General features: G+C 71.5%; 16 protein-coding genes. 13 read left to right on the forward strand and 3 right to left on the reverse strand.

All coding sequences use genetic code 11. From position 1 onward, the window contains the following. Positions 1-4 precede the first annotated feature (4 nt). Genes gatA through gatB form a run of 3 tightly spaced genes read left to right on the forward strand, consistent with a single transcriptional unit; the run spans position 5 to position 3279 of the window. A complete protein-coding gene (gene gatA / locus MQP27_RS19415; protein ID WP_242766456.1) occupies positions 5-1510 on the forward strand; it encodes an Asp-tRNA(Asn)/Glu-tRNA(Gln) amidotransferase subunit GatA in 1506 nt (501 codons plus the stop codon). After that, positions 1507-1749, forward strand: coding sequence for a hypothetical protein (locus tag MQP27_RS19420; protein ID WP_242766457.1), 243 nt, complete (start codon positions 1507-1509; stop codon positions 1747-1749). The genes gatA and MQP27_RS19420 overlap by 4 nt, the downstream gene beginning before the upstream one ends. A 15-nt stretch (positions 1750-1764) precedes the next feature. Beyond that, positions 1765-3279: an Asp-tRNA(Asn)/Glu-tRNA(Gln) amidotransferase subunit GatB gene (gene gatB, locus MQP27_RS19425; protein ID WP_242766458.1), complete on the forward strand. Its 1515-nt coding sequence runs from the start codon at positions 1765-1767 to the stop codon at positions 3277-3279. Positions 3280-3345: 66 nt separating this feature from the next. Here the strand turns inward: gatB and MQP27_RS19430 are convergent, their stop codons facing one another. Beyond that, positions 3346-4137, reverse strand: coding sequence for an SAM-dependent methyltransferase (locus MQP27_RS19430; RefSeq protein ID WP_242766459.1), 792 nt, complete (start codon positions 4135-4137; stop codon positions 3346-3348). A 128-nt stretch (positions 4138-4265) separates the two neighbouring features. Between MQP27_RS19430 and MQP27_RS19435 the strand changes: the two genes are divergently transcribed. The 7 genes from MQP27_RS19435 (at position 4266) to MQP27_RS19465 (ending at position 12036) form a co-directional block, all read left to right on the forward strand. Then, the gene (locus MQP27_RS19435) at positions 4266-4568 is read left to right on the forward strand and encodes a hypothetical protein (RefSeq protein WP_242766460.1); all 303 of its coding nucleotides are present in this window, start codon (positions 4266-4268) and stop codon (positions 4566-4568) included. A 179-nt stretch (positions 4569-4747) separates the two neighbouring features. Next, the gene (locus MQP27_RS19440) at positions 4748-6976 is read left to right on the forward strand and encodes an MMPL family transporter (protein ID WP_242766461.1); all 2229 of its coding nucleotides are present in this window, start codon (positions 4748-4750) and stop codon (positions 6974-6976) included. Then, entirely contained in the window at positions 6954-7526 is a 573-nt protein-coding gene (locus tag MQP27_RS19445) for a GNAT family N-acetyltransferase (protein ID WP_242766462.1), read from the forward strand. The genes MQP27_RS19440 and MQP27_RS19445 overlap by 23 nt, the downstream gene beginning before the upstream one ends. Positions 7527-7596: 70 nt before the next feature. Then, positions 7597-8154: a hypothetical protein gene (locus MQP27_RS19450; protein ID WP_242766463.1), complete on the forward strand. Its 558-nt coding sequence runs from the start codon at positions 7597-7599 to the stop codon at positions 8152-8154. A 196-nt stretch (positions 8155-8350) separates the two neighbouring features. Then, positions 8351-8518: a hypothetical protein gene (locus tag MQP27_RS19455; protein ID WP_242766464.1), complete on the forward strand. Its 168-nt coding sequence runs from the start codon at positions 8351-8353 to the stop codon at positions 8516-8518. A gap of 242 nt (positions 8519-8760) precedes the next feature. Then, positions 8761-11808, forward strand: coding sequence for a helix-turn-helix transcriptional regulator (locus MQP27_RS19460; protein WP_242766465.1), 3048 nt, complete (start codon positions 8761-8763; stop codon positions 11806-11808). Between the two features lie 21 nt (positions 11809-11829). After that, on the forward strand, positions 11830-12036 hold the full coding sequence (locus MQP27_RS19465) for a DUF6191 domain-containing protein (RefSeq protein ID WP_242766466.1): 207 nt from the start codon (positions 11830-11832) through the stop codon (positions 12034-12036). A gap of 6 nt (positions 12037-12042) precedes the next feature. Here the strand turns inward: MQP27_RS19465 and MQP27_RS19470 are convergent, their stop codons facing one another. After that, positions 12043-13194, reverse strand: coding sequence for a PQQ-dependent sugar dehydrogenase (locus MQP27_RS19470; protein WP_242766553.1), 1152 nt, complete (start codon positions 13192-13194; stop codon positions 12043-12045). Between the two features lie 261 nt (positions 13195-13455). Continuing rightward, positions 13456-14454 (reverse strand): aldo/keto reductase, encoded by a 999-nt coding sequence (locus MQP27_RS19475; RefSeq protein WP_242766467.1) that lies wholly within the window; start codon positions 14452-14454, stop codon positions 13456-13458. A 75-nt stretch (positions 14455-14529) separates the two neighbouring features. Between MQP27_RS19475 and MQP27_RS19480 the strand changes: the two genes are divergently transcribed. The 3 genes from MQP27_RS19480 (at position 14530) to MQP27_RS19490 (ending at position 21019) form a co-directional block, all read left to right on the forward strand. Further along, positions 14530-15480: a 2-hydroxyacid dehydrogenase gene (locus MQP27_RS19480; protein ID WP_242766468.1), complete on the forward strand. Its 951-nt coding sequence runs from the start codon at positions 14530-14532 to the stop codon at positions 15478-15480. Positions 15481-15931: 451 nt separating this feature from the next. Beyond that, on the forward strand, positions 15932-18928 hold the full coding sequence (locus MQP27_RS19485) for a putative bifunctional diguanylate cyclase/phosphodiesterase (protein WP_242766469.1): 2997 nt from the start codon (positions 15932-15934) through the stop codon (positions 18926-18928). Between the two features lie 243 nt (positions 18929-19171). Continuing rightward, a complete protein-coding gene (locus MQP27_RS19490; RefSeq protein ID WP_242766470.1) occupies positions 19172-21019 on the forward strand; it encodes an acetolactate synthase large subunit in 1848 nt (615 codons plus the stop codon). Positions 21020-21022: the final 3 nt, after the last annotated feature.

Here is a 21022-nt window from a genome sequence, read left to right on the forward strand (position 1 = left end):
AGTCATGACGGACAACAACGTCAACATCATCAAGCTGACCGCGGCCGAGACCGCCGCGAGGATCGCTTCCGGTGAGCTCACGGCCGTACAGGTCACCGAGGCCCACCTCGCCCGTATCGAGGCCGTCGACGAGAAGGTGCACGCCTTCCTGCACGTCGACCGCGAGGGCGCCCTGGCGCAGGCCCGTGCCGTCGACGAGAAGCGGGAGCGCGGCGAGAAGCTCGGCCCGCTGGCCGGGGTTCCGCTCGCGCTCAAGGACATCTTCACCACGGAGGGCATCCCGACGACCGTCGGTTCGAAGATCCTGGAAGGGTGGATCCCGCCTTACGACGCCACCCTCACCAAGCGCCTCAAGGCCGCCGACGTCGTCATCCTCGGCAAGACCAACATGGACGAGTTCGCCATGGGGTCCAGCACCGAGAACAGCGCGTACGGCCCGACCGGCAACCCCTGGGACCTCACCAGGATCCCCGGCGGCTCCGGCGGCGGCTCCTCCGCCGCGCTGGCCGCGCACATGGCCCCCCTCGCCATCGGCACCGACACCGGCGGCTCCATCCGCCAGCCGGCCGCCGTCACCGGCACGGTGGGCGTGAAGCCGACGTACGGGGCCGTGTCGCGGTACGGCATGGTCGCCTTCTCCAGCTCCCTCGACCAGGGCGGCCCGTGCGCCCGTACGGTCCTGGACGCGGCGCTGCTCCACGAGGTCATCGCCGGCCACGACCCGCTCGACTCCACGTCGATCGACGCGCCGGTCCCGCCGGTCGTCGAGGCCGCCCGCAACGGCAGCGTCGAGGGCATGCGCGTCGGTGTGGTCAAGCAGTTCCGCGGCGAGGGCTACCAGGCCGGCGTCATCCAGCGCTTCGACGAGTCCGTCGCCCTCCTCAAGGAGCTGGGCGCCGAGATCGTCGAGCTGGACTGCCCCTCCTTCGACCTCGGGCTCTCCGCGTACTACCTGATCGCGCCGAGCGAGTGTTCCTCGAACCTCGCCCGTTTCGACGGTCTGCGCTACGGCCTGCGCTCCGGCGACGACGGCACGCACTCCGCCGAGGAGGTCACCTCCCTCACCCGCGCCGAAGGCTTCGGCCCCGAGGTGAAGCGCCGGATCATGCTCGGCACGTACGCCCTGAGCAGCGGCTACTACGACGCCTACTACGGCAGCGCCCAGAAGGTCCGCACGCTCATCACGCGTGACTTCGAGAAGGCCTTCGAGCAGGTCGACGTGATCGTGTCGCCGACCACGCCCACCACCGCCTTCCCGATCGGCGAGCGCGCCGACGACCCGATGGCGATGTACCTGGCCGACCTGTGCACCATCCCGACCAACCTCGCGGGCAACGCGGCCATGTCGCTGCCCTGCGGTCTCGCCCCGGAGGACAACCTCCCGGTGGGTCTGCAGATCATCGCCCCGGCGCTGAAGGACGACCGTCTTTACAAGGTCGGCGCAGCAGTCGAGGCCGCCTTCGTGGAAAAGTGGGGGCACCCGCTGCTCGAGGAGGCTCCGTCGCTGTGACCAAGGCACTGACCAAGGCCCAGGACTTCAAGAAGTCCAAGTCCGGTACGTACGTGTCCATCGCCACCACCGCCTTCGGCGCGATCGGTGTCGCCAAGAGGATCAAGAAGGCCCGCGCCGAGCAGGACACCCTGCGGCTGATCGACGCCACCGTCTCCGCGGTCGCGATCGTCACCGGCCTCGCCATCCTGTACCGCGAGCTGAAGCGGCTGGGCGACGACGACGTCCTGCTGGGCTGAGAGGGAAGTTTCACCGTGACCACCACGACCGACCTGGTGTCGTACGAGGACGCGCTGGCGTCCTACGACCCCGTCATGGGCCTCGAGGTCCATGTCGAACTCGGCACCAGGACCAAGATGTTCTGCGGCTGTTCGACCGAGCTGGGCGCGGAGCCCAACTCGCAGACCTGCCCGACCTGCCTCGGCCTGCCCGGCGCGCTCCCGGTCGTCAACGCGACCGGCGTCGAGTCGGCGATCAAGATCGGTCTCGCGCTGAACTGCGAGATCGCCGATTGGTGCCGCTTCGCCCGGAAGAACTACTTCTATCCGGACATGCCGAAGAACTTCCAGACCTCCCAGTACGACGAGCCGATCGCCTTCAACGGCTACCTCGACGTACAGCTGGAGGACGGCGAGACCTTCCGCGTGGAGATCGAGCGCGCCCACATGGAGGAGGACACCGGCAAGTCGACCCACGTCGGCGGCGCCACCGGCCGTATCCACGGCGCGTCCCACTCCCTGCTGGACTACAACCGCGCCGGCATCCCGCTCATCGAGATCGTCACCAAGCCGATCGAGGGCGCGGGCGAGCGTGCTCCCGAGGTCGCGCGGGCGTACGTCCGTGAGCTGCGCGAGGTCATCCGGGCGCTCGGCGTCTCCGAGGCCCGCATGGAGATGGGCCAGATGCGCTGCGACGTGAACCTGTCGCTGCGCCCGAACGGCACCGAGAAGTTCGGCACCCGCTCGGAGACGAAGAACGTCAACTCGCTGCGTTCCGTGGAGCGCGCGGCCCGCTTCGAGATCCAGCGGCACGCGGCCGTCCTGTCCTCCGGCGGGACGATCATCCAGGAGACCCGGCACTTCCACGAGGACACGGGGTCCACGACCTCGGGCCGCGTGAAGGAGGAGGCCGAGGACTACCGGTACTTCCCGGAGCCCGACCTGGTCCCGGTGGCGCCCTCGCGCGAGTGGGTCGAGGAGATCCGGGCGGCCCTGCCGGAGATGCCGCTGGCCCGCCGCAACCGGCTGCTCGCCGAGTGGGGTGTCTCCGCGGTGGAGATGCAGGCGATCATCAACGCCGGTGCGCTGGACCTGATCGTCGCCACCATCGACGCCGGTGCCGACGCGGCCTCCGCCCGCAAGTGGTGGATGGGCGAACTGGCCCGCAGTGCCAACGAGTCGGGCAAGTCCCTGGACGAGCTGGCGATCACCCCGGCGCAGGTCGCCCGGGTCACCGAGCTGGTCTCGAAGGGTGACCTGAACGACAAGCTGGCCCGTCAGGTCATCGAGGGCGTCCTCGCGGGCGAGGGCACCCCGGACGAGGTCGTCGACAAGCGCGGGCTGAAGGTCGTCTCCGACGAGGGCGCGCTGACCGCCGCCGTCGAGGAGGCCATCGCCGGCAACCCGGGCGTCGCCGACAAGATCCGCGGCGGCAAGGTCGCCGCGGCCGGTGCCCTGGTCGGCGCGGTCATGAAGGCCACCCGCGGCCAGGCCGACGCGGCCCGCGTCAAGGAGCTGATCCTGGAGAAGCTGGGCGTCAGCGAGGGCTGAGCACGAACAGGCGGTACGGCCCCGGAGGGATGCCCTCCGGGGCCGTAACCCTTTCTGCTCAGGGCGTTACTTGCGGCGTCCTACGACCCGTACGAAGCCCAGCGTGCGGCCCTCGTCGGCGCGGACCATCTCGCCGACCCGGCGGGCCATCGTGCGGTGGAACTCCTCCGGGCTCTCCTCGGCGACGATCTCGCACCACAGCAGCCAGTCCCGCCAGCCGTCCGGCTGCCAGTCGGCCGTCTCGACCTCGACGGCACCGCTGCGGGTCCAGTGGCGGCGCCACCAGTCGGCCGAGTGGAAGCACCAGAAGTCGGGCTCCCACCAGGGCTTGAGGTGCTCCGGCGGTTCGGCGCCCGTCAACTCCTCCCGGACCGCGGGCATGACGACGCCGATCCGGCCGCCGGGCTTCAGCAGCCGGGCGAGGGTGGGCAGGTAGAGGTCGGCGGTGCCGAAGTACTGGTACGCGTCGATGCTCACGATCGCGTCGAAGGTGCCCTCCGCGAAGGGCAGGTCGTGTGCCTCGGTGTGCACCGGCTGTACCCGGTCGGCGAAGCCGGCCTCGGCGATGCGGCGGGCGTTCTCGTCGGGCCCGACCCACAGGTCGGCGGCGGTGACCTGGGCGTGGAACTCCCGGGCCAGGAAGACCGAGGTCATCGCCCGGCCGCAGCCCAGGTCGAGCACGCGCGCGCAGGGGCGCAGGGTGTCCAGGCCGAGGGCGGGGGCCAGCCATTCCAGCAGCCACAGGGCGTTCGGGCCCATCTGGTTGTCGACGGTCCAACGGGCGTCGTACTGGCTGCTGCGCGGGTAGCTGGGGTGGTTCAGGCGGTCGTCCAACTGGCCGAGTGCGGGTTCGGTCACGATGAGCGGGCTCCTTGGGTCCTGGGAATCCGGGGCAGCGCAGGGGGATACGTAGGAGGTCCGTCGTACCTTCAAACGGGGGCCCCGCGCACCCGGTTTCTCAGGTGGAGGCGCTAGGCTCGCCCGCCATGAGCGGACGAGATGATTCCGAGATACGGGACGTCGAGGACGTGATGGACACGGCCTACGACGCCCGCCGGGCCCGCTGGACGGCGGCCGGCACGGGAACGCTGCTGACCCTGGCGGGCCTCGCCGCGTCCCTGCTGCGGCTGAGCGGGTCGGCGCCCGCCGTGGTGCCCGGCGCCTACGGCTTCGGCGCCGCCGTCTGCGCGCTGGCCGCGGTGCTCGGCTCCCGGGGGCGCACCCGGCGGGCACTGTGGCTGCTGATCGTCGGGGTGATGGTGATGGCGCTGGGGGACCAGTTCGACTGATCCGGCCGAGGTGACAGAGTCGTCGTTACTGTCCTGTGATCTGCCTCCCACTCTTGTGAATCGGCGCACGAATGGCATAAAGGATCACTTCTGCCTGCAAGAGTGTTCTCACCTTGCTCATGCGTTCTTTGCGGGCTGTTCCCGGTCAAAGATCCATATATTGTCCCGGGAGCTGGTTCGTGGCAGCCCTTGCACGCTGGTGTGTTCGGTACCGTCTCGTCGCGGTCGCGATGTGGCTTCTCCTCCTCGTCGGGGTCGGCACGGCCGCCGCCGTCACCGGCTCGGCGTACTCGAACGACTACGAGGCCCCCGGCACCGAGTCCGGCACCGCCACCAAGCTGCTGCGGGAGGGCTTCCCCGGGCTCGGCGGCGACAGCGACACCGTCGTCTGGCACACCAGCTCCGGCAGCGTCCGCGCCGCCGACGTCGAGCAGACGATGACCGACACCCTCGACCGGATCGCGGACCTGCCCGGGGTCGCCTCCGTGAGCAGCCCCTACGACGGCCAGGGCGCCGGCCGGATCAGCGCCGACGGGCACACCGCGTACGCCACCGTCACCTTCGAACACGGCGCCGAGGACATCGACAAGTCCGAGGCGGAGGCCGTCGTCCACACCGCCAAGGCCGCCGAGGCCGACGGGCTCCAGGTGGAACTGGGCGGCAGCGCCGTCGCCCTCACCGAGTCGGCCGGCGGTCATGTGGCGGAGATCGTCGGGGTGGTCGTGGCCGCCGCCGTACTGTTCCTGGCCTTCGGCTCGCTCGCCGCCTCCGTGCTGCCCATCGCCACCGCGCTGGTGAGCGTCGGAACCGCCTACGGCGCCATCGTGCTGCTCGGGCACGCCATGACCGTCGCCGACTTCGCGCCCATGCTCGGCATGCTGATCGGGCTCGGCGTCGGCATCGACTACGCCCTGTTCATCGTGACCAGACACCGGCGCGGGCTGAAACGTGGGCTGTCGGTCACCGAGGCCGTCACCAATGCCGTGGCGACCACCGGGCGGGCCGTGGTCTTCGCGGGTGCCACGGTGTGCATCGCCCTGCTGGGGATGCTGATCCTCCGGCTCGGCTTCCTCAACGGCGTCGCGATCGCCGCCTCGCTGACGGTCGTCCTGACGGTCGCCGCCTCCGTGACCCTGCTGCCCGCCCTGCTGTCCTTCATCGGCATGCGCGCCCTCAGCCGGCGCGAGCGGCGGCGGCTTGCGGAACACGGGCCGCAGCCCGAGCTGCCGACCGGGTTCGCGCACCGGTGGTCCGCGTTCGTGGAGCGCCACCCCAAGGCGCTCGGCATCGTCGCGCTGGCCGTGATGACCGTCCTCGCGCTGCCCACGCTCTCCCTCCACCTGGGCACCTCCGACCAGGGCAACGACCCCGCGTCGTCCACCACCAGGCAGGCCTACGACCTCCTGGCCGACGGGTTCGGGCCCGGCGTCAACGGGCCACTGACCGTGGTGACGCGCGTCGACGGCGCCGAGGACAAGCTCGCCCTCGACAACCTCGACGCCACCATCCGCACCACCGAGGGCGTCGCCTCGGTGACGCCGGTGACCTACGACGCCGGCGGCGACACCGCGTACTTCACGATCGTCCCGACCTCCGAACCCCAGTCGCAGAAGACCAGCGACCTCGTCGACCGGCTGCGCACCGAGGTGCTGCCGCGCGCCGAGACCGGCACCTCGCTCGACCTGCACGTCGGCGGTGTGACGGCGTCCTACGACGACTTCGCGGACGTCATCGTCGGCAAGCTGCCCCTCTTCGTCGGGGTCGTCATCGGCCTCGGCTGTCTGCTCCTGCTGCTGGCCTTCCGGTCCATCGGCATCCCGGTCAAGGCCGCCGCGATGAACGTGGCCGCGGTCGCCGCCGCCTTCGGCATCGTCGTCGCGATCTTCCAGTGGGGCTGGGGCAGCGAACTTCTGGGCCTCGGCCGCGCGGGCCCGATCGAGCCCTTCCTGCCCGTGATCATGGTGTCGGTCCTCTTCGGCCTCTCCATGGACTACCAGGTGTTCCTGGTCAGCCGGATGTACGAGGAGTGGCTGGAGACCGGCGACAACCGGCGCGCCGTCCGCGTCGGCCTCGCCGAGACCAGCCGCGTCATCAACTCCGCCGCGGTCATCATGATCTCGGTCTTCCTCGCCTTCGTGCTCAGCGGCGACCGCGTGATCGCCATGTTCGGCATCGCGCTCGCCTCCGCCGTCGCCCTGGACGCCTTCGTGCTCCGCACGCTGCTCGTCCCGGCCCTCATGCACATGCTCGGCGGCGCCAACTGGTGGCTGCCGCGTTGGCTCGACGCCCGCCTGCCCCGCATCAGCATCGAGCCGCCCGAGTGCCGCGCCGCCCATGAGAGGCTCACTGACGTCGTGGCGGAACTGGAGAAGGAGCAGCGGGGCGATGTACGCGATATCCCTGGGTGACGACGGGGCCGAACTGCGGCCCCTGGAGCCCTGGCACGCCGAGGAGTTCCTGGCGAACCTGGAGCGCGGACGCGAGTTCATCGGGCAGTTCATCCCGTTCGGACAGCAGGCCGTGGACGTGTCCACCGCGCGCGAGACACTCCAGCGGTACGCCGACATGCGCGCCGCCGACACCGGCTCGTACCACGGCATCTGGCTGGACGGAAAGCTCGTCGGCGGCGTCCTCACGCTGAACTTCGACGCCGCCGCCGGCAACGCGGAGGTCGGCTGCTGGCTGGAGCCCGCCGCGACGGGTCGCGGACTGATAACGCGTGCGATGCGATTCCTCATCGACTGGGCGGTCGAGGAACGCGGCATCCACCGCGTCGAGTGGATCGCCGCCTCGGGGAACGTGCCCAGCCTGAACGTTGCGCGGAAGCTCGGATTCAGGCGAGATGGCGTGCACCGGGAGGCGTACCCCTATGGTGGGGTGCGGCACGACTCGGAGGTGTGGTCGATTCTGGCCCCGGAGTGGCGTGAAGCCCGCGGGCGTGCCGCACACAACCAATAGGCAGAGGCTCTGCGGACCGCTTCCGCGATCACTCAGAGACCTCTCATCCAGCGTCCGTACGGTGCGAGGTATGGGAACCACCAAGACTGATGACGAGGCCGTGACCGAGGCCACCGAAGTGAAGCCCGACGAGGAGACGGTGGACGCCACCGCAGCCGAGACCGACGAGGAGGCGTCCGTCGAGGACGACCTTGTCGAGAACGGCTCCGAGGGCGACGAGGAAGGCCCCACCGGCGTCGGCCAGGGCGCGGCAGCGGTCGTCTCCGCCGCGCTCGGCTTCGTCTCGCTGACCGGCAGCTGGATCGGCACGGTGGCCTCCGAGCGCCAGCAGCTGGTCGGCCAGCTGCACGCCCAGAGCTCCTCGTCCTCCAGCGTCGCCAAGCTGCTCGACGAGGGCTACGGCCAGGCCTGGCAGGCCACCGCGCTGTGGGGCGGCGTCTTCGCCCTGCTCGCGCTGATCGTCGGCGTCGTCGTGCTGGCCCGGCCCGCGTTCGGAGCCCCCGGCAAGCCGCAGGCCACCTGGATCAAGTCGGTCTCCTGGGGCGGCGTCGTCCTCGGCGTGATCGGCCTGCTCCTGGCCGTTCTCAAGTACACCGACGTCCTGCTCGGGCTGCCGTCCGCCAGCTGAATCACCGCAGGTCACGAGGGGCCTTAGGGCATCCGTAAGCACCTTACGGAGCCCATGGGGCCCCTCCGGCGCGTCTAAGGCCCCCCGCACCCCCGAAGATGCGGAACTCTCCCGATGTGACGCACCCCCCTGGGAGACGAAGGTTGAGGCATCGCAGAAAGCGACACCGGAAACCGACTCTCACGAGGGACACACCATGTACGAGTTCGAGATCTCCCAGCTCCGTTCCGCCGAGCTCATCCGCCGCGCCGAGCAGGAGCGCCTGGCCCGCGAGGCCTCCCGCACCCGCCGCGCCGCACGCCACGAAGCCGAGAAGGAGTCCCATACTCCACGCCTCCGTCGGCTGCGGTCCCGCACCGCATGAGCCCCCGGCTCAGGGAGGACGGCCCCACGGGGGAGGGCCGTCCTCAGGAAGCAGCCAAGCGCCGTCCTCAGGAACACGACAGCCGTACGACCGCACACCCCCCGACTCCGCCCCTGCCGCACCTGCCCGCGGCGGGGGCGGCCGTCCATCCGGCGGCCGGAAGCGCCCTCGCGAGGGCCGATGCCCTCCGGCCGAGCCTCGTCCCGGCGAAAACGAGTGCCGCACTGTCCGACCCGCGTGCGATGCTCGGGCTCGTGGAGACCAAGTCCGTCAGTCCCGTGTTCGTCGGCCGAGGCGAGGAGCTGCACACGCTGAACGAGGCGCTCGCGCGAGCCGGCGCGGGCGAGCCCCAGGCCCTGCTGATCGGCGGGGAGGCCGGGGTCGGCAAGACCCGGCTGGTCGAGGAGTTCGCCACCGCGGCCTGCCGCCAGGGCGCCGTCGTCGCGCTCGGCGGCTGCGTCGAGATCGGCGCCGACGGGCTGCCCTTCGCCCCCTTCTCCACCGCCCTGCGCGCCCTGCGCCGCGAACTGCCCGAGGAACTCGCCGCCGCGGCCGCCGGACAGGAGGAGGAACTCACCCGGCTGCTCCCCGAGATCGGCGACACCATCACCGCCCAAGCAGCCGGCCGGCACGACGAGGAGGGCATGGCCCGCCTCTTCGAACTCACCGCCCGCGTCCTGGAGCGCGTCGCCGCCGACCGCACCGTCGTCGTCGCCCTGGAGGACCTGCACTGGGCCGACGCCTCCACCCGCCACCTGCTGGCCTACCTCTTCCGCACCCTGCGCACCGGCCGCCTCGTCGTCCTCGCCACCTACCGCGCCGACGACATCCACCGCCGCCACCCGCTGCGCCCCCTGCTCGCCGAGCTCGACCGCCTGCGCACCGTCCGCCGCATCGAACTCGCCCGCTTCAACCGAGAGGAGGTCGGCCGCCAGATAGCCGGCATCCTCGCCGCCGAACCCGACCCCGGCCAGGTCGACGACATCTTCGAACGCTCCGACGGCAACGCCTTCTTCGTCGAGGAACTCGCCGTCTGCGCCACCGAGGGCTGCCGCGCCGGCCTCACCGACTCCCTCCGGGACCTGCTCCTGGTCCGCGTCGAGGGGATGCCCGAGAGCGCCCAGCGGGTCGCCCGGATCGTCGCCGAGGGCGGCTCCACCGTCGAGTACCGGCTGCTCGCCGCCGTCGCCCGGCTCGCCGAGGACGACCTCATCGAGGCGCTGCGGGCCGCGGTGAACGCCAACATCCTGCTCGCCACCCCGGCCGGCGACGGCTACCGCTTCCGCCACTCCCTGGTCCGCGAGGCCGTCGGCGACGACCTGCTGCCCGGCGAGCGCTCCCGCCTCAACCGCCGCTACGCCGAGGCCCTGGAGGCGGACCCCACGCTGGTCCCCGCCGACGAGCGCGTCATGCGCCTGGCCAGCTACTGGTACCACGCGCACGACCCCGCCAAGGCCCTGCCCGCCGTCCTCGACGCCTCCGTCGAGGCCCGCCGCCGCAACGCCTACAGCGAACAACTCCGGCTCCTGGAACGGGCGATGGAGCTGTGGGACACGGCCCCCGAGAGCGTCCGCGACGAACTGCGCCCCGTCGACTACACCGAGGTCTACCCGCCCTGCGGCTGCGACCCCGCCACCACCCCGCTGCGCTACCTCGACCTCATGGCCGAGGCCGCCGTCGCCGGCCGGCTCTCCGGGGAGCGCGAACGCGCCCTTAAGATCACCAAGCGCGCCCTCCACCTGCTGGAGGACGAGGGCGACCCGCTGCGCGCCGCCTGGTTCTGGGTCCAGCGCTCCCGGCTGGTGCAGGCGCTGGCCCGCGGCGACGGCTGGAAGGAACTGGACACCGCACAGGAGCTGGTACGCGGCCTGCCGCCCTCCGAGGTGCACGCCGAGGTCCTCGCCAACGTCGCCAACTGGTCCATGCTCCACGAACCCGGCCCCGAGGCCCTGTCGGCCGCGGAGCGAGCGGTGGAGTACGCGCGTATGGTCGGCGCCCGCGAGATCGAACTGAACGCCCGCCTCACCCTCGGCGGCCTCACCGTCGACGCGGGCGCCCTCGACGCGGGCCTCGCGGAGATGAACGAGGTGAGGGAGCGGGCCCTGGAGGAGGGCGTCGCCCATGTCGCCGGCCGGGCCTATGTGAACCTGCCCTCCGAACTCGAAGGCGTCGGCCGGGACGCCGAAGCCGTGGCACTCCTGGAGGAGGGCATCCCCTTCACCCGGCGCTTCGGTCTCCTGGACACCGAGGCGTGGGTGTGGGGCAACCTCTCCAAGTCCCTGTACTTCCTCGGCCGCTGGGACGAGGCCGCCGACGCCGCCAGGAACGCCCTGCGGGTGGGCCACAGCGCGAAACCACAGGGCGCCGGTGCCCTCTGCCTGGCCCATCTCGCCCTGGGCCGGGGCGATCTGGCCGAGGCCGCCCGCCAACTGACCGCCGCCCGCGACTACCTCGGCACCCACGACACGATGCCCCAGCAGTCCGTGCCCCTGGCCCGCATCACGATCGGCGTAGCGGCCGGCGAGGGCCGCCTGGTGGACGTCCGCGCCGAGATCGACCGCGCCCTGGCCGCCGGCTTCCCGCCCGGCACGGCCCGCTACGGCTGGCCGCTGCTTCTCGCCGCCGCCACCGCCGAGGCCGACGCCCGCTCGCTGCCCGTCGCCGCGCAGGGCCGCGCCGAGGCACTCGCGCGCATCCTGAAGGCCGCCAAGAAGCTCACCACCGGCGCCCCCGTCTGGCTCGCCCACGAACGGTGGGTCCGCGCCGAACTCGCCCGCGCCGAGGGCCAGGACACCGCCGACACCTGGTCGGACGTGGTCACCGCCTTCGAGCGCCTGGACCGCCCCTACGACCTCGCCCGCGTCCGCCACCGCCTCGCCGCGGCCCTCCTCACGGCGTCCCCGGGCGACGACGAACGCGACCGAGCCCGGGAACTGCTCCGCCTCGCCCACGCCGTCGCCGAGCACCTCGGCGCCCGCCCGCTCGCCGACTCCGTCGCCCTGCTCGCCCAGCGCGCCCGCCTCGCCCTGACCCGCGTCCCGGACCAGCGGTCCGCCGACCCGGCCGAGGCGCTCGGCCTCACCAGCCGGGAGCGGGACGTGCTGCGCCTGGTCGCCGCCGGCCGCACCAACCGCCAGATCGCCGAGGAGCTCTTCATCTCCCCGAAGACGGCGAGCGTCCATGTGTCGAACATTCTGGGCAAGCTCGGCGTCTCAGGGAGGGGAGAGGCGGCGGCGGTGGCTCACAGGCTCGGCCTGTTCACCGTCGACGCCCTCGGCCCGGCACGGTAGGGGACCTACAGGGGAGGCACCGTGTTCAACATGTTCGAGGAGCTCTTCGCACCGGGCCGCAAGCACACCCACGAGGAGAAGAAGCGCCTGGAACTGACCCGCGAGGACGTGGGCGACAACGACCCCGGGCGCGGGCCGATAGACCTGGAGTCCGGGAAGGTCGTCGTCCGCCGGCCGAAGCCGAGCGAGTCCGACGCCGACGCCGACCCGGACGCCACCGAGGAATGACGGGCCCTACCTCACCTCCAGCTCCAGGATCCGGTCGTCCCCGCTCTTCGGTGTGCCCCTGCCGTCCGTGTTGCTGGTGGTCACCCACAGCTTGTCGCCGCCCGCCGAGACCACCGTGCGCAGGCGGCCGTACTTGCCCTCCAGGAAGGCCTGCGGGGCCGCCGAGGCCACCGTGCCCTTCAGCGGGATGCGCCACAGGCGCTGCCCCTTCAGGCCCGCCATCCATATGGAGCCCTCGGCGTAGGCGATACCGCTGGGGGAGGCGTCGTCGGTGTGCCACTGGGCTATCGGGTTGTGGTACTTGGCATCCGAGGACTTGCCCTCGGCGTCCGGCCAGCCGTAGTTGTCGCCCGGCTTGATCGCGTTCAGCTCGTCCCAGGTGTCCTGGCCGAACTCCGAGGCGAACAGGCGCTGTTCGGGGTCCCAGGCCAGGCCCTGCACATTGCGGTGGCCGTAGGTGTACACCGGGGAGTCCGGGAACGGGTTGCCCGGGGCCGGCTCGCCCTCCGGGGTCATGCGGAGGATCTTGCCGCCCAGGGACTTCTTGTCCTGGGCCAAGCCGCGGTCGCCGCTCTCGCCGGTGCCCGCGTACAGCATCTTGTCCGGGCCGAAGGCGATCCGGCCGCCGTTGTGGATATAGCCCTTGGGGATGCCCTTGAAGATCGTGTCCGGTGCGCCGAGCTGCTCGCCGGCCGGCTTCTTCGTGTCGTACAGCATGCGGACGATGCGGTTGTCCGAGGCGGAGGTGAAGTACGCGTAGACCATGTGGTCCGAGGCGTAGTCCGGGGAGAGGGCGAGGCCGAGGAGGCCGCCCTCGCCGGCCGCGGAGACGCCGGACACCTTGCCCAGCTCGGTCTTCTTGCCGGTCTTCACGTCGACCTTGGTGATCGTCCCCTGGTCCCGGGACGCGACGAGCAGGGCGCTGTCGTCGGGCAGCGGGGCGATGCCCCAGGGGGTGTTCAACCCCGTGGTGACCGTGCGCAGCACCTTCACCGAGCCTTTGGCGGGCGGGGCCTGCTCGGCCGCCTGTGCCGACGGCGAGGAGTCGGCCGTCGTACTGCCCGGTGGCGTGCTGCCCTCGTCGCCGGGTGATCCTCCTCCGTCGGAGGAGCAGCCGGCCGTCAGCAGGAGTGCGGTCGCGGCCAGTAGGGCCGGCACAGCTCGTCGTAGCACGGTCTTGGTCCCTTCGGCGGGGCGGTCCAGCGGCAGGTTCTACTTGTCTTACACCGCTCGCGGCGCGCAGGTTCCCGATCCTCGGCCCCCGAATCAGGGACGCCGCGGCGACCGCTCGGTTTCGGTCCCGCGACCGCCGTTCGGGTCACCGGACGCCCGGGGCGGCCCAGCACCGTACGCCCGGGGCGGCCGAGCGCCGTATGCCCGAGGCCGCAGTCGGTGCTTCGAGGTCGCGGTCGGCGGGTGTCAGTCCCAGGATCCCCGTGCGCCCGGCAGGTCCGCCACCTCGGCCAGTTCCTCGGCCGTCAGGGACAGGTCGGCCGCCGCCGCGTTCTCGGCCGCCCACCGCTCCTGCTTGGTGCCCGGCACCGGGACCACGTGCCGGCCCTGCGCCAGCACCCAGGCGAGCGCCACCTGGGCGGGCGTGACGTCCTCGCCGTGCCGGCGGGCGATCCGGCGCAGGCCCGCGACGATCGGCTGGTTCGCGGCCATCATCTCCGCGGTGAAGCGGGGGTGGCGGGCGCGCAGGTCGTCCGGTTCGAAACCCTCGCCGGGGGTGAGGGTGCCGGTCAGGAAGCCGTTGCCGAGCGGCATCGCGGCCAGGAAGCCGACGCCGCGGGCCGCGCACCACGGCAGCAGCGTCTCCAGGGCCTCGGGCGACCACACCGACAGCTCGGCCTCGACCGCGCTCACCGGGAACACCTGCTGAACGCGCTGGAGCTGCTTGACCGTCGCGTCGTGCAGCCGCCCGCCCGAGCGGCGCCCGCCGCGCGCGCCCACCGCGCACAGCCCCAACGCCCGTACCTTTCCCGCCTGTACGAGCTCCGCCATCGCACCCCACGTCTCCTCGACGGGGACCTCCGGGTCCGCCCGGTGCAGCTGGTAGAGGTCGATGACGTCGGTCTGCAGCCGGCGCAGGGAGGCGTCGCAGGCGCGCTTCACATAGCCGGGGCGGCCGTTGGCCACGATGTGCTGCTCGCCGACCAGCAGGCCCACCTTCGTCGACACGAAGGCGTCCGCGCGCCGCTCCTTCAACACCCGCCCCAGCAGCAGCTCGTTGGTGAACGGGCCGTACATGTCGGCGGTGTCGAGGAGCGTCGAGCCCGCGTCCAGCGCCCGGTGCACCGCCCTGAGCGACTCCTCGCCCCGCTGCCGCGACGCGCTGTACGCCCAGCTCATCGGCATGCACCCGAGGCCGACGGCCCCCACCGCGAGTGCCCTCGCGCCGATCGTCCTGCGCTCCACCTGCCCGTGACCCTCCCTCTGCCGAGCCCCCAACCTAACCTCTTGGTCCACGGCGGCCTGACATAGCCTCCTTGCATGACTGCTGACGTGTGGCTTCCCATCCCGGCCGAGGAGATCGAGGGGCTTCCCGAGGGCCCGCGGTACCGCTTCTGGGACGGCGGGGAGGAGTACCCCGCCGACCCCGCCGACTGCGTCTACTACGTCGTCCCCTACATGAAGCCCGCGGAGGTCGCCGTACGCCCCCTCGCACGGCTGAGTTCCGTGCGGGTGGTGCAGACGCTGTCCGCCGGGATCGACGCTCTGCTGCCGAACCTTTCCGACCTGCGACCGGGCGTTCAGGTGTGCAACGCGCGCGGGGTGCACGAGGCGAGCACCGCCGAGCTCGCGCTCACGCTGATCCTCGCCTCGCTGCGCGGGGTGCCCGACTTCGTGCGGGCACAGGAGCGCGGGGAGTGGCTCGGCGGGTTCCGGCCCGCGCTCGCCGACAAGAACGTGCTCATCGTGGGGTACGGCTCGATCGGATCCGCGATCGAGGACCGGCTCGTGCCCTTCGAGGTCGCGCGGGTGGCGCGCGTCGCGCGCTCCGGGCGCACCACGGCGCGCGGCCCCGTGCACCCACTCACCGACCTGCCCGCGCTGCTCCCCGAGGCGGACGTCGTCGTCCTGATCACGCCCCTCACCGAGTCCACCCGCGGCCTGGCCGGCGCCGACTTCCTCGCCCGCATGAAGGACGGCGCGCTCCTGGTGAACGTCTCCCGCGGCCCCGTCGTCGACACCAAGGCGCTGCTCGCCGAGGTGGAGAGCGGCCGTATCACCGCCGCCCTCGACGTCACCGACCCCGAACCCCTGCCCCGCGAACACCCCCTGTGGCGGGCGCCCGGCGTACTCATCAGCCCCCATGTGGGCGGACCGACGTCCGCCTTCCTGCCGCGCGCGAAGCGACTCCTCGTGAACCAGCTGACACGTTTCGTGAACCGGGAGCCCCTCGGAAACGTGATCCTTACGACAGGCGCAAACAGCGCGTGACACCGATGAGTTGAGCGTCCGGCGCGCGATCCGCGGGACGGGCGCAACAGGCGCGCAATCCGTTTCCGGTACCCTCCGCAACCTTCCGGACGCATTGCGTGCCCGCATCCTCGCTGGTCGTCACGGAGCGTAGAGGAACTATGTCCCTGAGTGACGAGACTGGTGTATCGTCCCGACAGGGGCTGCGCCGCGCACCGTTCGGCGCCGGGGATGGACATTTCAGACTGTGAGGGGGGCGACGGGCGATGCACGGCCTATGGACGAACGATCCGACGCGGCGGGGCCGCCGACGGCGACCCTGGCGTTCACCCGCGCGCAGACGGGGTCATCACGGCGGCCACGGCTGCCGGCACAGCCATCACCACCGCAGGCACAGCAGCCGCAGGGGGCATGCCCATCCAGCGCACCGGGACCCGAGGGACCCGGGAGCGGCGCGGACCTGGAGGGCCCGGTGAGCTCGCCGCCGCCTGCCACGACCACCCTGGACGGAGTGCTGCGGGCGCAGCCTTCGACGGGGACGCTCCCGCCCCGCCGGCCGCTCGCCGGCGGCGGCAGGAGCCTGGTCCACCAACTCCTTCTGGCCCTGGTCTGCGCGGGATACGCCGTCGGTTCCGCGCTCGGCTGGGGTTCGGAGAAACTCGCCGATGTCATGGGCGACTTCGGGCTGAGCGCCGCAGCGGGCGCCGCAGCCGTGTCCTGTTTCCTCTACGCCCGTAGGCACTGCGTCCGCTTTCGATCCGCCTGGCTGCTCTTCGCGCTCTCCTCGGCGATGGTGGCCCTGGGCAACGGAGTATGGGGGTGGTACGAGGTCGTCCTGGTCGAGGACGTCCCCTCGCCCAGCTATGCCGACCTCTTCTTCCTGTGCTTCGCGCCGTCCGCGATCGTGGGACTCCTGGTGCTGGCCAAGCGGCCGGTGACCAAGGCCGGTTGGGTCTGCCTGGCCCTGGACGCCTGGCTGATCGGCGGCTCGCTGCTGACGATCTCCTGGAGCCTCGCCCTCGCCAAGACGGCCGAGTCCGACGGGACGGGCGTCGCGCACACCGCGCTGCTGCTGGCGTACCCCCTGCTGGACATCGCGCTGGTCAGCGTGGTGCTGGCGCTGCACTTCAGGCGCTCGGTGGCCAACCGCGCGGCCGTCAACACCGCCATCGGCGCCCTCGCGCTGACGGTCATGTGCGACGCCCTGTTCAGCCTGCCCCTGCTCCACAACAGGTACCACTCGGGCCAGTTGCTCGACGCGGGCTGGTTCGCCGGCTCGCTGCTCCTCGCGTACGCGCCCTGGTCCGCCTCCCGGCACGCGGACGTGCAGGACGCCGAAGGGCACACGCGCGTGGTGCACGAGCACCTGCCCGGTCAGCGCGGCGGCGGCCACCAGCACCACACCCCCGCCCCGGGAGGAGAGAGCGGCCGCTACCCGGCCGCCCGGCCCATCGCCGGCTCCCTGGCCGCCCTCACGCCCTACCTCGCCGCCGCCGTCTGCACCCTGGGGATCCTCTACAACGTCCTCAACGGCCGCAGCGTCGACCGCGTCGTGCTGATCACCGGCGGCACCGTCGTGCTCGCCCTCGTGGTCCGCCAGGGCATCATGCTGCTCGACAACATCACCCTCACCCAGGAACTGGCGCAGAAGGAGAACCACTTCCGCTCCCTGGTGCAGGGCTCCAGCGACGTCATCATGATCGCCGCGCCCAACGGCATCCTCCGGTACGTCTCCCCGGCCGCCGCCGGGGTCTACGGACGGCCCGCCGAGGAGCTGGTGGGCACCGAACTGGCCAATCTCATCCACCCGGAGGACCTGGGCTGCGTGGTGCACGAGGTGCGCCGCTTCCTCGCCGCCAGCCCCCAGGAGGAACCCACCACCCGCATCGAATGCCGCTTCCGGTCCGGCGGCGGGGGCTGGCTCAACGTCGAGTCCACCGTCAACCGCCACCACGGCGGCCTCATCTTCAACAGCCGGGACGTGACCGAACGAGTGCGGCTGCAGGCACAGTTGCAGCACAACGCCGAGCACGACCCGCTCACCGACCTGCCCAACCGCGCCCTGTTCACCCAGCGCGTCCAGCAGGCCCTGTCCGGCCGCCGGGCCGCCGACCGGGTGTCCCTGCGCGGTACGGCCGTCCTCTTCATCGACCTCGACGGCTTCAAGGCCGTCAACGACACGATCGGGCACCAGGCCGGGGACGAGCTGCTCGTCCAGGCCGCCCGCAGACTCCAGGACGCGGTCCGGCAGGGCGACACCGCGTCCCGGCTGGGCGGCGACGAGTTCGCGGCCCTGATCGTCGGAGACGGCACCCGTGACCGCTCCGCACGCGAACGGCACATCCTGGAGCTCGCCGACCGCCTCAGGATCACGCTCTCGCAGCCGTACCTCATCGACGGCAACGATGTCCGCGTCGCCGCGTCCATCGGCGTCGCCTTCGCCGAACCGGGCCTGGGCGCGGGCGAGTTGCTGCGCAACGCCGACCTCGCCATGTACCGCGCCAAGGGGGCCGGCAAGGGCCGCGTCGAGCTGTACGCACCGCAGATGCAGCAGGACGTCGTACGAAAGGCGGAGCTGGCCACGCGGCTGCGGGCCGCACTGCACGACGGCGAGTTCGCGCTGCTGCACCAGCCCGTGGTCTGTCTGGAGGACGGCCGGATCACGTCGGTCGAGGCGCAGGCGCGCTGGCGGTCCTCGCAGGGGGTGCTGTTCACCCCTGCCGAGTTCCTGCGGGTCGCCGAGGACAGCGACAAGACGCAGGAGCTGGGCCGCTGGATCCTGGAGGAGGCCGTGGAGCAGGCCGCCGAGCGGACCGCGACGGGGCTCGCCGTGCCCGTGGCGGTGCGGATGAGCGCGCGGCGGCTGCTCGACCGGTCGATGCCGCTCGGCTCGATCGAGGCGCTGCTGACCCGGCACGGGCTGCCGTCCGGCTCGCTGGTGATCGAGGTGTCCGACACCGACCCGCGGATCTCCCTGGACGAGCTGGAGCGCAGGCTCGGCGCCCTGCGCAGGCTCGGCGTGCGGATCGCCCTGGACGGCTTCGGCAGCGGGTACGCGGCGATCACCGCGCTGCGCAGACTCCCCGTCGACGTGCTGAAACTCGACCGCAGCCTGGTCGAGGGCGTCGTCGAGTCCGCCCGGCTGCACAAGATCACCAGCGGGCTGCTCAGAATCGCCACCGACCTGGGGCTGCAGTCCGTGGCCGACGGCGTGGACCTGCCCGAGCAGGTGGTGGCCCTGCGGGCGATGGGCTGCACCCACGGCCAGGGCATGGCGTTCTCCGCACCGCTGGACGAGTACCGGCTGCGGCGGGCGCTCGGATCCGGCCGCTATCCCGTGCCGCACGGGCCGATCGAGCCCGCGTTCGCGGGCGGCGGCTCATCGGTGTACACAAGTGGGGTACCGGCCGTCCTGGGAGGCGGAACTGGACTGCGCTCACATAATGAGACTCCCGTCCCACCCACTTGACACGTGGTGCGCGTCGGGGGGAGGGTCAGTGCCATGCGCACCCGAATTCTCGTACTTGGAAAGCGCGTCGGCTGAAGCTGGTGACGTCCGGACGGACCCGGAACTCCCAGCGACCACTCCCGGCGCGCTCCCCTCGCTTGCCTTACGGCACGAGGGGTTTTTTGTTGCACAGGCACCCGCCGAACCGCAGCAGAACCCCGCACAAACCTCGCAAAAACCCTCAGCATCGAGAAGAGACTGACGATGACCGAGCAGGCCACCGGGGCCCACCATCCGCAGCCGCGGCCCCGATCCGGAGGACAGCAGTCCGCCCCCGAGCACGTCACGGGTGCGCAGTCCCTCATCCGCTCTCTCGAGGAGGTCGGGGCCGACACCGTATTCGGCATCCCCGGCGGTGCGATCCTTCCCGCGTACGACCCCCTGATGGACTCCACCCGGGTGCGCCACGTCCTGGTCCGGCACGAGCAGGGCGCCGGCCACGCGGCCACCGGCTACGCGCAGGCCACCGGCAAGGTCGGCGTCTGCATGGCCACTTCGGGCCCGGGCGCGACCAACCTGGTCACGCCGATCGCGGACGCCCACATGGACTCGGTGCCGCTCGTGGCGATCACCGGGCAGGTGGCCTCCAAGGCGATCGGCACGGACGCCTTCCAGGAGGCGGACATCGTCGGCATCACCATGCCGATCACCAAGCACAACTTCCTGGTCACCAAGGCCGAGGACATCCCGCGGATCATCGCGCAGGCCTTCCACATCGCCTCCACCGGCCGCCCCGGACCGGTCCTGGTCGACATCGCCAAGGACGCCCTCCAGGCGAAGACCACCTTCTCCTGGCCCCCGGTCATGGACCTGCCCGGCTACCGCCCGGTGACCAAGCCGCACGCCAAGCAGATCCGCGAGGCCGCCAAGCTCATCACCGCCGCCAAGCGGCCCGTCCTCTACGTCGGCGGCGGTGTCATCAAGGCACAGGCCACCGCCGAGCTCAAGGTCCTCGCCGAACTCACCGGAGCGCCCGTCACCACCACCCTGATGGCGCTCGGCGCGTTCCCCGACAGCCACCCGCTGCACGTGGGAATGCCGGGCATGCACGGTGCGGTCACCGCCGTCACCGCGCTGCAGAAGGCCGACCTGATCGTCGCCCTCGGAGCCCGCTTCGACGACCGCGTCACCGGCAAGCTGGACAGCTTCGCCCCGCACGCCAAGATCGTCCACGCCGACATCGACCCCGCGGAGATCGGCAAGAACCGCGCCGCCGACGTGCCGATCGTCGGTGACGCCCGCGAGGTCATCGCCGACCTGATCCAGGCCGTGCAGAAGGAGCACAGCGAGGGCCAGCAGGGCGACTACAGCGCCTGGTGGAAGGACCTGTCCCGCTGGCGCGACACCTACCCGCTCGGCTACGACCTGCCCGAGGACGGCACCCTCTCCCCGCAGCAGGTCATCGAGCGGATCGGACAGCTCGCGCCCGAGGGCACGATCTTCGCGGCGGGCGTCGGCCAGCACCAGATGTGGGCCGCCCACTTCGTCCAGTACGAGAAGCCCGCGACCTGGCTCAACTCCGGCGGCGCCGGGACGATGGGGTACGCGGTCCCGGCCGCGATGGGCGCCAAGGCCGGTGCCCCGGACCAGACGGTCTGGGCGATCGACGGCGACGGCTGCTTCCAGATGACCAACCAGGAACTCACCACCTGCGCCCTGAACAACATCCCGATCAAGGTCGCCATCATCAACAACGGCGCCCTCGGGATGGTCCGCCAGTGGCAGACCCTCTTCTACAACCAGCGGTACTCCAACACCGTGCTGCACTCCGGGCCCGAGGACGTCAACCCGGACGCCCGCGGCACCCGCGTCCCCGACTTCGTGAAGCTGTCGGAGGCCATGGGCTGCCACGCCATCCGCTGCGAGTCCCCGGACGACCTCGACAAGGTCATCGAAGAGGCGAACTCCATCAACGACCGGCCCGTCGTCGTCGACTTCGTCGTCCACGAGGACGCCATGGTGTGGCCGATGGTCGCCGCCGGCACCTCCAACGACGAGATCATGGCCGCCCGGGACGTCCGCCCCGACTTCGGCGACAACGAAGACGACTGAGCG

Source organism: Streptomyces cylindrosporus, from assembly GCF_022698165.1.
GTDB classification, from domain to species: domain Bacteria; phylum Actinomycetota; class Actinomycetes; order Streptomycetales; family Streptomycetaceae; genus Streptomyces; species Streptomyces cylindrosporus.